Origin of the sequence: Geodermatophilus aquaeductus (assembly GCF_900182545.1) — a bacterium.
In the GTDB taxonomy this organism is placed as follows: domain Bacteria; phylum Actinomycetota; class Actinomycetes; order Mycobacteriales; family Geodermatophilaceae; genus Geodermatophilus; species Geodermatophilus aquaeductus.
Genome location: NZ_FXTJ01000007.1, coordinates 41,510 through 52,994 on the forward strand (window position 1 = coordinate 41,510; position 11,485 = coordinate 52,994).

The 11,485-nt window shown below is 69.2% G+C and carries 13 protein-coding genes and 1 pseudogene; 6 read left to right on the forward strand and 8 right to left on the reverse strand.

Going from position 1 to position 11,485, the window contains the following annotated elements:
• The first annotated feature begins 27 nt into the window (after positions 1-27).
• From FN207_RS16985 to FN207_RS16995, 3 genes are all read left to right on the forward strand, one after another.
• On the forward strand, positions 28-1,074 hold the full coding sequence (locus FN207_RS16985) for a hypothetical protein (RefSeq protein WP_142459670.1): 1,047 nt from the start codon (positions 28-30) through the stop codon (positions 1,072-1,074).
• Between the two features lie 137 nt (positions 1,075-1,211).
• Positions 1,212-1,712, forward strand: coding sequence for a phage major capsid protein (locus FN207_RS16990; protein ID WP_185938390.1), 501 nt, complete (start codon positions 1,212-1,214; stop codon positions 1,710-1,712).
• Between the two features lie 38 nt (positions 1,713-1,750).
• The gene (locus tag FN207_RS16995; RefSeq protein WP_342778757.1) at positions 1,751-1,930 is read left to right on the forward strand and encodes a hypothetical protein; all 180 of its coding nucleotides are present in this window, start codon (positions 1,751-1,753) and stop codon (positions 1,928-1,930) included.
• A gap of 145 nt (positions 1,931-2,075) precedes the next feature.
• Here FN207_RS16995 and FN207_RS17000 read toward each other — a convergent pair whose 3' ends face one another.
• Positions 2,076-3,452, reverse strand: coding sequence for an ApeA N-terminal domain 1-containing protein (locus FN207_RS17000; protein WP_142459673.1), 1,377 nt, complete (start codon positions 3,450-3,452; stop codon positions 2,076-2,078).
• Positions 3,453-3,596: 144 nt separating this feature from the next.
• Here FN207_RS17000 and FN207_RS17005 point away from each other — a divergent pair, with 144 nt between their 5' ends.
• Complete coding sequence (locus FN207_RS17005; protein WP_142459674.1) at positions 3,597-3,863, forward strand: hypothetical protein; 267 nt, start codon at positions 3,597-3,599, stop codon at positions 3,861-3,863.
• 264 nt (positions 3,864-4,127) lie between these two features.
• A pseudogene (locus tag FN207_RS17010) lies at positions 4,128-5,085 on the forward strand (IS5 family transposase).
• Positions 5,086-5,418: 333 nt separating this feature from the next.
• Here FN207_RS17010 and FN207_RS17020 read toward each other — a convergent pair.
• The 3 genes from FN207_RS17020 to FN207_RS17030 all read right to left on the reverse strand — a co-directional run bounded on the left by FN207_RS17020 (position 5,419) and on the right by FN207_RS17030 (position 9,237).
• A complete protein-coding gene (locus FN207_RS17020; RefSeq protein ID WP_142459675.1) occupies positions 5,419-5,925 on the reverse strand; it encodes a hypothetical protein in 507 nt (168 codons plus the stop codon).
• 52 nt (positions 5,926-5,977) lie between these two features.
• Positions 5,978-6,379, reverse strand: coding sequence for a hypothetical protein (locus FN207_RS17025; protein WP_142459676.1), 402 nt, complete (start codon positions 6,377-6,379; stop codon positions 5,978-5,980).
• A gap of 356 nt (positions 6,380-6,735) precedes the next feature.
• Entirely contained in the window at positions 6,736-9,237 is a 2,502-nt protein-coding gene (locus FN207_RS17030) for a LysM peptidoglycan-binding domain-containing protein (RefSeq protein ID WP_246066158.1), read from the reverse strand.
• A 162-nt stretch (positions 9,238-9,399) separates the two neighbouring features.
• Between FN207_RS17030 and FN207_RS27035 the strand changes: the two genes are divergently transcribed.
• Positions 9,400-9,654, forward strand: coding sequence for a hypothetical protein (locus tag FN207_RS27035; protein WP_246066159.1), 255 nt, complete (start codon positions 9,400-9,402; stop codon positions 9,652-9,654).
• Positions 9,655-9,932: 278 nt separating this feature from the next.
• Here the strand turns inward: FN207_RS27035 and FN207_RS17035 are convergent, their stop codons facing one another.
• Genes FN207_RS17035 through FN207_RS17050 form a run of 4 tightly spaced genes read right to left on the reverse strand, consistent with a single transcriptional unit; the run spans position 9,933 to position 11,461 of the window.
• Positions 9,933-10,373 (reverse strand): TadE/TadG family type IV pilus assembly protein, encoded by a 441-nt coding sequence (locus FN207_RS17035; RefSeq protein WP_142459678.1) that lies wholly within the window; start codon positions 10,371-10,373, stop codon positions 9,933-9,935.
• The gene (locus FN207_RS17040; RefSeq protein ID WP_142459679.1) at positions 10,370-10,795 is read right to left on the reverse strand and encodes a TadE/TadG family type IV pilus assembly protein; all 426 of its coding nucleotides are present in this window, start codon (positions 10,793-10,795) and stop codon (positions 10,370-10,372) included. Before FN207_RS17040 ends, FN207_RS17035 begins: the two co-directional genes overlap by 4 nt.
• Positions 10,792-11,256 (reverse strand): TadE family protein, encoded by a 465-nt coding sequence (locus FN207_RS17045; protein ID WP_142459680.1) that lies wholly within the window; start codon positions 11,254-11,256, stop codon positions 10,792-10,794. The genes FN207_RS17040 and FN207_RS17045 overlap by 4 nt, the downstream gene beginning before the upstream one ends.
• Positions 11,257-11,263: 7 nt before the next feature.
• Entirely contained in the window at positions 11,264-11,461 is a 198-nt protein-coding gene (locus FN207_RS17050; RefSeq protein WP_091112575.1) for a hypothetical protein, read from the reverse strand.
• Positions 11,462-11,485 lie beyond the last annotated feature (24 nt).

Genomic DNA, 11,485 nt, shown 5'->3' on the forward strand with positions numbered 1-11,485 from the left:
GCCGTATCGAACCGGAGGCGCGCTGTCGTGAACTTTTTGGCTTCAATTCTTCCGGGTGTTCGACAATTGCGGACCCCCGCCACCGTAGGGGCGCTGTGGGTCGCCGCCATCTCCGTAGTTGCCGTGCCGCGGTGGGATAAACTGCGGGTGAACGCGGGGCTGGCTCAAGCACAGGCAATCATGAACGCCGTTCCGCAGACCATAGAGATAGCCGCACTGGTCCTGATCATTTACGTTATCGGCTGCATTGCCACACCCCTGCAACTGGCACTCGGGCGTCGCCTTATAGCCTCCGTGTTTGCCGTTATTGAATGGATGATTCAGCAGGACCTTCCGGGCAGGCCTCGCCGAGTTCGAATCGCCCATCGACTGCACGATCACTTCGCGGACGATCCGCGTTGTGTGACGTTGCCACTCGAGGGCGCGTTGACCACCAGCTTCGCGCAGGCGGGTGCACCTGCTCTCGCGTGCCAAGTGGTTCCCTTCGCGCACGTGATTGAGAGCCTGGAGTCAGCCGCGGTACAGCTCGGTGAAAAATTGCCTCTTCAAGCCGAAGAGTACGATCGGCTTAGAGCTGAGTCTGAGTTTCGCGGCGCTATTGCTCTCCCGTTGAGCGTCCTTATTGGCTTGGTGTCTGTGCCCATTTCATGGTTGTTGCTACCAGTGGCGGTGGCCGTGTCTGCAGGGCTCACCTTCCAAGCTCACCAACTACGCCAACGGTCGAGAGGACTATTAGCCGTTTGCCTACATCTGGGCTACGTGCGCTCGCCACTCGTGGACGGACTCATCAGTGCCGTGAAGCGCATGAAACTGCCCGAGGACGCCTCATCAGGTACTTGGTCAGCCGCTATTTCCATGGCCGCGACATACTTGGGCGACTGGGAGCTGTCGACTCAGATTCAGCTGGAGTTCTATCCAGGACTGGCCGCAGAGGAGCCTAAGAACGTCCAGGACTTCCTCGACTTTCTAATGCTTCATGAACCTGATGGCGTATGGTTCGCCGTTCAAGAGCTGCGGAAATACGGCAGAGAGGTAAGCGAGGCGTACCCAGCAGAGCCCGATCCCCTGGCATAATCGGCGGTAACTGAGGCTGACATCCCTCGTCTGTGACCAGGTGCCGGCCAGCACCAGCGCGAGAGGCGCACCCGAGGGTCCGTGACCCAAGAAATTCCCCAGCCGAACCGGGGCAAGACTTTTGGGGCGCGACACTCGTGACCCTGACTACCGGAACGGCCGGAGCCCTTCTGACCCCCGAGCAGGTCGAGAGCCTGCTCATCCCGCCCGTCCTCGCCGCCTCGGTGGCGCTCAACCCGTTGTGCTCTGGGGTGCTGCGGCCGACCGCCCCCTCCGTCCGGCTGCCCGCCGTGACCGCCGACCCCACCGCCGCGTGGGTCGCCGAGGGTGCGGAAATCCCGATCTCCGACCTGATCACCGGTGAGGTAGATGTCGTCACCCGCAAGGTCGCCGGCCTCTCCGTCGTCACCTCCGAGCTGGCCGAGGACTCCTCCCCGGAGGCCACCGCCGAGGTCGGGGGTGCCTGGGCCGCGACATCGCCCGCAAGGTCGACGGCGCCGCCTTCGGTGACGAACCGCCCAGGGTGGGAGCAGCCCGACGGGCCGGCCAGCCTCACCGTCGGTGCGGGTGACGTGAGGCCACCGGCTCGGGCACGCCGCTGCTTCAGTCGGACCCAGCTCAGCCGACCCACCGGATGATCTTCGGGGTTCCGCTGCTGATCTCCCCGGAGGCTCCAGTGGGCACGGTGTGGGGGCTGCCGGCCGAGCGGGTGGTCACCGCCGTGAGGCGCGATGCCGACGTGCAGGCCGACCAGTCCGTGCTCTTCACCAGCGACCGGGTCCGCGCGACCTGTCGCGTCGGCTTCGGCTTCCCGCACCCGGCCGCCCTAGTCCGCATCCGGCTCGCCGCGACCTAACAGACGCCGGTCTGCACGCCGTATACCGCGCCGCCCGTCGACGCTACCGGGGCGCACCGCACCGGCACCGCGACTACCAGCCAGCGCGCACACGAAAGCGCCCGGCGGAATCGGACGGACTTCGTGTCCGCCGGGCGCTTTCCCGTCAGGAGGGTTCCTGAGCACCCAACTCTGACTCGGATGGGAACATCTCGGCGAGTCTCCGCTTCAACCAGCGGTATTGAGGATTCTCAGCAATGTGTTCAAACACGACCTCAGGCGCCTGCGCATCGCGCAGGAGACACAAGACGAAGAGCAGATAGGCCGACCGCGCCAGGAAGAGATGATCGGTTGATGCGTTCGCCAGACGAGCCTTGTGGTGCGCGATGTCGTTTCTCGCGCCCTTGACCGCCTTCACCCACCGCTCAACATCCTGGACCAGTTCGCGGAAGATGTCGCCTGCGTGACCGACCGAGCGAGTCAACCTGTCGGCGAAGACGTCATTTCCGGCATGCTTGCGACGGTCGTACGCCTCTAAGGAAGCGGCGCAATTCATTAGTCGATCCGACACGTACATGGTCTTGGAGTATTGAGTGGCCATCACGCGGCCAAGCTCGGAACGATTCGCCGCCGCAACAGTGAGCCATCGCTCCACGCCAGGCATGCCTCCGAGTTCAGGCAGCGTGAAGTACATGTGGTACTGGTCCAGCGCGTCCGGCGCCCGATTATTCACGACCTGCCACTGTGCGAACATCTCAATAGTCGTCTCGTACGACTTGTCGCCAATCTCAATCACAGCATCCGGGTGTCGAAAGTCGACACTGGAGTAGGCAGGGATGCACCCCGTACCGATCGCCACGAGATCCTGAAGATCACTGGCTTGATCCAGCAAGCTGTCGAGCGGCAGTAGCGCCTCCGCAGTGATCGAGAAGTGAAAGTTCTGCCAGAGGGAGCGTTCCGTTACCCGATTGCCGCTGATTCCGGAAGTGTGCCCAAGAGTTACAGTTGCATCCTCCTGCCCCTGACAGCTTCGCGGCTCAATTGCCCCGACCTCGATTGTAAAGCCAACGAGTTGTTCCGCCTCACCTTCCACCTTCTTGTAGGAGTATGACTCCTCAAGGGCAGACTCGTTGACCCAGAACGGCATCCAGTCCATCTCCACGTCGATGCGACGGAACGCCAACTGCTCATCGGTCTCGAATAGAACCCCTCTGAAGACCTGACCCACGTGGAGACGCTGAGTCTCGTAACCTCCGCCAATGTGGCGCTTGGACTCCCGACAGTCTTCGAGCGTGTACGGCTTGCCACCGGCTCTTCCGATTACGCGGGGATATGCACCCCGCCGGTCCATCCCCAACTCGGTGAAGTGAGTGGTCGTGACCCCGTTCTCCGTGGTGCTCTCACTTCCCGCGAAGAAGCTGTCCAACGCCCCCATAAGCGAAAGCTCGGCCTTGCCATCAGCGGTCACGACGAGTCGCCCGGGTGTCGTCTTGTCGGGCGCCCCCGGCAGCCACCATCGCCCCTCGGCGTCGAACGCCTCCACCAAACACGCCCCCCAAGCCCGACTCCGTGCTAGCCCTCGTCGAGGGAGGACCAAACCCTCGCGTGCCCAGCACCACGGGGTGCCGAAACCCGGTGGTCCGCGACCTGCGCGGCCCGATACCTGCGGCCCCCATATGGTCAGCAGATGCCGCGAACCATGTTCGTCTGGATCTGCCGCGAGGAGTCCACGGTGGCGGCCCTGCAAGGGCTGGTGGGTGCCATAGAGAGGGAGGGCGGCCTGGATCTCGCCACCGTCAAGATCCTCCCGGTCAGCGAGGACCGCCCGGTTGCCGTGCCACCAGGACTGCGCTCCTACGACGATCGGCCGCTTGGCCCGGGAGTCGTGACCATGGACAACTGTCCCGCCGGTGGAATCTTGTTCCTCGCAGACGAGGAAGACAGCTCGCCGTAGCAAGAGAACGGCCTGGCGTTTGCGACCTGCAAGGTACTCCTTTGCGGAGCGACAGATGATCCCTAAGTAGGACCTCATCTCCGCTGGCCTGGAGCATCTTTCGCTTGATCAAACCGGACGAGTGCCGCTTCGCGATGCAAGCGCGAGGGTCAGTCTCCCCACTCCGTGTCGACCTTGATCAGCGACCACCCGACCCAGACGTGGACGACGGTCTTTTGGGCCGTAGGACCTGAGTCGGCGGTTGATGTCGGCAGGCTTCGGGCGATGCGACAGCATCGATGCGTGGTCTCCGATGAGGCGTGGGCGTGGATGGAGCCGCTGCTGCCGTCCTCGACCGGTCGACGCGGTGGGCGGTGGCGCGATCACCGCCAGGTGATCGAGGCGATCGCCTGGAAGTACCGCACCGACTCGCCCTGGCGGGAACTGCCCGAGTCCTTCGGGCCCTGGCAGACCGCCTACGAGCGGCTGACCCGGTGGAGCACCGACGGAACCTGGGCCACGTTGCTGGCCTGCGCCCAGGCCGACGCCGACGCCGCCGGCGAGCTGGACTGGCTGGTCGCGGCGGACTCCACCCTGGTGCGGGTGCATCAGCACGGCGCAGGTGCCCGGCGGATCGGCGGCAACGTCGCCACCGCCGGCGGGCAGGCCGACGACGACCAGGAGGGCGGCCGGTACCCCGACCGAGCCGCCGATCGGGGCCAATTCGCCCGCCGAAGCCGTCGCTGCCGAGCCGGCCGACCACGCCATCGGGCGTTCCCGCGGCGGGCTGACCACCAAGGTGCACGCGCTCACCGACGGCCGCGGACGGACCCTGGTGGTGCTGCTGACCGCCGGGAACGTCAACGACACCACCATGTTCGCCCCATTGCTGGCCGCGCTGCGGGTCGCCCGGGCTGGTCCCGGCCGCCCGCGGACCTGCCCGGATTACGTGGTCGCCGACAAGGGCTACAGCTCCCGCGCCAACCGGGCGCTGCTGCGGCGCCGGGGCATCGCCCACACCATCCCCGAACCGCGCGACCAGCAGGCCAACCGGCGCCGCAAGGGCTCCGCCGGCGGCCGTCCGGTCGGCTTCGACCCCGACCGCTACATGCGCCGCAACGTCGTCGAACGGGGCTTCTGCCGGGTCAAACAGTGGCGTGGACTGGCCACCCGCTACGACAAGCACGCCCGCAACTACGTCGGTGCGCTCAACCTCGCTGCGCTACTGACGTGGCTTCCATGATCCGGCAGACACTCCCTAGCTAGGGCGCCATCTCACGCGCGCGCTGGCGCGCCTGTGCTCCGGATGTTGGACAAGGAGGCACTGACTATTGCGACCATCATGGCGATCTCCTTGCGGCCGCCGGCCTCGAGCAGCCGGCGCTTGCCGGCCTCGCGGACGTCGGCGGCCTGGGCGCACAGCACCTCGGCCAGTGGGAACCGCGGTCCATGGCCACGAGCAGGCCGTCGACGAAGCGGGTCAGGGCGTCCACCGACGTCCGGTCGGCCACCGCTACGGCACCTGCGCGGGCCGGGTCGTAGACCTTCACGGCGACCCGACAGCTCTGCCCGGACTTCAAGGTTTTAAGTCGTCACACACAGTCTGCACTGCGGAGAGGCTGCCCTCCAGCGCCGTGAATGCCGCGCCGATCTCCACAGGATGCGTGGCAGAGGCCACAGCTAGCGCATCCTCGCGCGCTTGATTAACGGCGCGGATCAATCGGTCGTCGCCGGGGGCGTAGCCGGAGAGCTGGCCTAGAATTCGGCTCGCTACCTCCTGCTGACCGCTCCGACCGCCCATGCGGCTGCTGAGATCAAGGGCGGCTACGCCATCACAGGCCTTGAGGTCTGCTTCGCTCGCCCCGCAGCCAGCCAGGAGAACGACGAGGGCCGCCAGTGGCACGGAGACCACATGGGCAAAGCGCGTCATGCCCTGCTCATCGGCCGTGGCCTCGTCGCGCTTGAGCCGGATGTCAGCATGCCTGGCCGCCACCCGCGCCGACTTGTGTATTTGAGTTGTTTCGGAAGCACGAAGACCTCCTTGCAGGTGATCATCCGCTCCCGCGCCGGGATCGCCGCGCACAGGCAGTGAAGCAGCCTCCGCAGACCTGCCTGGGGACAGGAGGAAAAGCCTTCTAATTGGCACCAAGCTCGCGCCGAGCAACATCTGAGAATTCGTTGATCGCACGCGCGATGTTGTTGAAGTTGTTCAACCCTCTCGGAGGTACTTCGAGATCAGGGGGAAGCGCTGGCTCCACGCAATAGCTTTGGACATTGTCGGGGTGGGCCCCGCAGTAGGGCCGAACGATGTAGTCGAAGCCTTCATACAATGCAAGGATGATTGGCGCGGCAAGATCGCGGGCATCCTCCCCCGCGATTAGCTGGATCTCGAATAATGTCCTGCGTGCGCCAGCAATGGCCGACCATAAGCTCTCAATCTCGGCATCAGTCAGCACCGGCGGCGGTGGTGAGGAAGTGGCTCCTTCCAAGGGAATGTACGGAGATAGTCGACCGTAAATGTCCACCGCATCACTCATGTATGTGCTGTAGAGCGATTGCCGTTGTTCCCTCAAGAAGGCGAGTTGCGATTGCGAGGCTTGACTTTCTATTTGCTTAGTAGCAACAAGGTAGGACGAGGCCGCCCCAACTATGCCCGCCAGGAAGACGACGCACGCTGAGAGGAGGGCGGCCCGCCAGGAGACGATTCGGTCCCTTTCCTTCTCGCGGTCCGGCCCCCCCGCTCTAGTCGAGGCTGGCTGCCCCATGCCAAGAGGCTAACGCGCCCGAGCCGGACAGCGAGCCGTTCGCGACCTTGCTCCCTTCTCCTCGCCCGCTCAACGAGACACATGTCGATGCGCCTAAGTCTGCAGGGTCGTCTGGCCGGCATGTGTCCTCACGAGGCGCGATCGAGGTACTGACGGCGAGCTCGGTTGATGGTCTCGGCGGTGCTGAGCGGTAGGTCCATCTCGTCGTCGCCGTCGTGCACATCGATGACACGCGCGACGTAAGTCTCGGCTTCGGCGCGGTTGCCACGGCGGTAGGCGACCGACATGGCGTCCAGCAGGACCCTCTCGTCATCCGGCGCAACCAGGAGCGCGGCGGCGCTGGCGATTCGGGCGGCGTCCAGGTCGTCGTCGGCGAGTGCTGCGGCGACGACCTGGTGAGCGACATCGCAGATCGCCGCGGTGAGGGTGAGATCCAGTCCGCCGAGCCACTCGTAGCCCGTGGGGCGTTGAGCGAAGGGCGGTCCGGACACCAGCCCGAGCGCGGCCACCAGGTCAGGCATGCCGTCGTCGCCGCGCACGGCGGCACGGGCACGCAGCTGGCAGAAGAGGTCGGCGTCGACGAGGACATTGGTCAATGTGTAGGGGCCGCGGTGGCCGGAGCTGAGGTGTTTCTCCCCGGTGGCGGGGTCGGTGCCGAGCCAGGCGCGGGCGCCGGCGGTGATCCGGTGCACGTAGGCACGGGCGCTGGCCGGGTCTGTCTTGCCACCGCGGGCCGGCTGCAGGGCGGTGGCGGCCTCGTCGACGGTCGCGCCGTGCGGGCGGGTGGCGAGGTAGGCGATCGTCTCCTCGTAGCGGCGGCGCAGCCCGGACCTGGCGACGGCCTGCTCGTTGCCGTGCGCGCGCAGCGTGACCGGGCCGAGCAAGGTCAGGCGCGGCCGGGTGCAGTCGGGATCCCACCAATCGGCGAGGTCGCGGTCGAGTTGCTCCAGGTCGTTCTCGATCCTCTGCCGCCAGCCGGTCGCCCGAGGAAGGTCGAGCGATGCCACGTCGTCGTCCGCTGTGGGCCCAGCGGATGCTCCGCCCCTGGCCGGCTGCGCTGGCGCGGAGTCGTCCTGCGCAGATGCAGAGCGGTGTCGGGTTGACCCGTGCAGGGGAACGGGCGCGGGGGCCTCGTCGCTGCCACGCAGGAGCACCTCGTCGCGCAGGGCGCCGCCGGCGTCCGTGTGTGCCTGCCAGGGTCGCTCGCCCTCGGCGGCGGGAATGGGCTGGTCTGCGGTGTCGCGCTCGAAGGCCAGCAGCGTGGCGATGTCGCGGGCCTGCTGGGCGGTCAACTGCGGCGCCGGTAGCTGCAGGTCGAGTGCTGGAACGAGCAGCGACCCGTCCTCGGTCAGCGTGAGCAGCCAGTCGTCCTTCCCCCGCGTCGGTTCGGTAGCGAGCACGACGACGGTCGGAGTGCGCTCCTTGCGACCGTCGAGCGCGCTCGCTGCTTCGACGAGCTGGTCACTGTCCGGCTGATGCGGAGCGAGGACGACGTGCGGCATCCAGCCGGTTCCGGTCGCCGCGTGCAGCCGCCCCGCCAGCACGTCCTCGCCGTCGCGATCGACGCCTTCTTTCAACTCGGTCTGTAGGTCGGCAGTAGAGGAGGCATCGACCGGCTGCATCCGATCGGGGGCGAGGTCGACGAGTTCCTGACCGAAGCCGACGGTGGTGACGGTGAGCAGGTCCGACCAGCCGTTGACGGCGAGCTCGGCGGCCAGGTGCCGGGCGAAGTCCTCGCACCGGTCCGCCGGACCGGTCACGCGCAGGACGCCGACACGCTCCAGGTCCAGCAGCCAGCGTCGCCCGCCCTCGGTGCCGAGGGTGACCAGCGTCGGATACGGCGCCAGCCGGCCGCGGGCCCCGCCGGCGTCGATGTCCGTTTCCTTGTCCAGCTGCAGGGACCACCAGAGGCCCGTCTCGTCCGCGGTCCACGGCACGGGAGGCGGTCGATCGGCGGCGCCGTGCAGCCGCAGGTCCAGGCGATCGCCGTCGAGCCGGGCGGCGACGACGTCGGGCAGCCGGCCGTCGGGCTCCGCGGAGATCAGCACCGCCAGGCCGCGCAGGGCGCGGTCGAGCGCCGAGTAGTCGGCCCGGCCGGCATCGGCCGCGGCGGTCACGGCCGCCTGTGTGGCGGAGAGCCCGGCCGGAAGGGCCGCGAGCCTGCGGCCGGGACGGCGGCGACGCAGGCGCTGCCGGCGGTGGGTGAGCCAGGCGGCACCACTTCCGGCGGCGAGCAGGGCTCCGCCGCCGCTGAGCACGATCGCCAGCTCGGACGCCGACTGGTCCTCATCAGCATCCGTGCTCTCGGCCTCGGCCGCCGGATCAGGACCTGTGTCACCGGATGGGCTCGCGGTCGCCGGCGGAGCCGGTGACGTGGGCGCGGTGGGCTCGTTCTCGCGCGGCGGGGCCGGCGCCGGTTGCTCGGACTCGATCGGGGGGACCGGCGCGGGGGCCGGTGCATCGGCGGGTGGGAGGTCGAGGACCTGGCCGGGGCGGATCAGATCGGGATCGGTGAACCGGGCGCCGCCGGGCGTCGGCTCGCCGGCGTTGAGGTCGAAGATCGGCTGCCAGCTGTCCAGGCCGTGCCGCTCGGCGATGTCGGCGAGGGTCTCGCCCGGCTGGACGACCACCTCTCCGGCGGCCGGCCCGGCCGCCGCGACGGTGGCGTCGGGAGGAAGGAGGAGGATCCACCCGGGTCGGATGATCCCCGGGTCGGAGAGCGCACCGCCGTCGGCTTGGGGTCGGCCCCGGTTGAGCTCGAGGATCTCCTCGAACCGCGCCCAGTCACCCAGGTGCCGGGCGGCGATGCGGCCCAGGGTGTCCCGCGGCTGCACCGTGTAGACGGGCCCGGCCGCGGCGAGTGCAGCCGGCTGGGCCTCCGGTGCCGGGGTGGGCGCCGGCGGAGGCTCCTCGGTCGGCTGCTCGGCGACGACCGGTGGGCCCGCCAGCGCCGGGCCGGCGAGCAGCGGTGCGCCGCCGACGCCGACGACGGCGGCCACCAGCAGGCCGGCCAGCTGCTGCGGGGCGGCGAGGCCGGGCAGCCGTAGCGGCGGGAGACCCCGGAGCTGGGCGGCCAGCTCGACGGCCACCGACAGGGCGAAGAGCGCCCACGCGGCCCAGCCGACCGCGACGAGCAGCCCGAGAAAGAGCGCGCCGGTGTCCGGTCCGCTCAGGGCGGCGGTGACCTGCGCCCAGGTGGGCGGCCCGTCGGGCAAGTACGCGCCGCCGAGCCGCCACAGACCGACGGGGACGCCGGCGACGCCGATCACCAGGAGCGCGAGGGCGGACGCGCGCCGCAGCGGATCGAGGGGGCGCGGTGACGCGGTCATGGGCCCGCTCCTCCGTTCTGGACGGTGATCAGGTCCGCGGTGCCGGTGCCCTCGACGGTCAGGGTGGCGATGCCGATCAGGCCGAGGAAGGTGGTGGGCTCGGTGAGGGTGGTGGTCACCTGCAGGGTGTCGCCGTCGACGACGCTCACGGCGCCCTGCACGCCGGTGCGGGCGAGGTAGTCCTGCGCCGCGGCGACCGCGGCGGCCGGGTCGACCTGCACCTGCCCGGCCAGCGCCGCGGCGACGTCGAGCGCCTGGCCGCCGGCGCGGGCGGCCTCGTCGGCGACGGCGTTGGCACGCTGGGTGGCGGCCACCTTGGCGCCGCCGTCGACGGCCAGGCCGATGATGAGCAGCAGGCCGGGAACGAGGACGGCGAGGAAGACGCTGATCGCGCCGCGCTCGGCGTCGGCCCGCCGCTGGCGCTGTCGGGTTCTCATCGCTCGCGGTAGGCGTCGACGGGGCTGGTGAAGACCGCCTCGACGGTCACCGATCCGGGCAGGCCCGGCGCCAGCAGGTCGGCCATGCCGACGGCGCAGGCGATGGTGACGGTGACGTCGCCGGGCTGGCCGGGCGGCGCGGAGAACCCGGCGGTGTCGACGTCGACGCTGGTGGTCTGGCAGCGCAGGTCCTGGGCGGCGAGGGTCTGCTCGGCCTGCGCGCCGGCCAGGGTGGCGGCGGTGGCGGGGTCGCGGGCGAGGGAGGCCTCGCGGGCGGCGGCGCGGGCGGCCTCCTGCACGGCGCCCTCGGCGATCTGGGCGCGTCCGGCGACGACGGCGAAGGACAGCAGCAGGAGGAATGCCGGGGCCAGCAGCGCCAGCTCGACCGACACCGCTCCCCGCTCCCCCGTCCCGGCGCTCATGGGGCGGGCCGTTCGACGGGGCCGACGGCGGTCTGGGTGACCGACCAGCCGGACAGGCCGGGCAACAGGCTCAGTGAGGTGCCGGTCACGGTCACCGTGATGGTGGCCGGCGAGCCGCTCACCGTGACGTCCCGTTCGGTGAGCAGGTCGGCGGCGGTCTGGTCGAGGAAGTCCTCGGCGGCCGACTGGGCGCGGGCGGTCGAGGCGGGCTGCACCCGGCCCTCCCGGGCGCCCTCTTGGGCGGCCCCGAGCGCGAGGGAGCGGGCGTAGAACCACAGCGCCCCTTGGATGAGCGTCATCACCAGCAGGAGCACCACGGGAAAGGTGATCGCCACCTCGACCGATGCCGCGCCGCGCTCCTCCGACGGCCCCCCGCGTGCCGCGCCGCCGGTCCGGCCGGCCCGGGCACGGCCGGGCCGCGACGGCGGGGTGGGCCCGCGGGAGCTGGCGGAGGGGAGCACGGGAGCGCTACTGGATGGAGGACGAGCGGGAGGTGACGGCGTTGGCGATCACGGCCACCAGGGCGACGGCGATGCCGATGAGGGCGACGGTGATGATCACCTGCTCGACCGACAGGGAGCCCCGCTCGGGCTGGGCGCGGACCGCGCGGAGCCGGTCGCGCAGTGCCGCCCCGAGGGCGGTGAGGATGCTGATCAGCGGTGTCATCGGGCTGTCCTTCTGGGTCGGGGC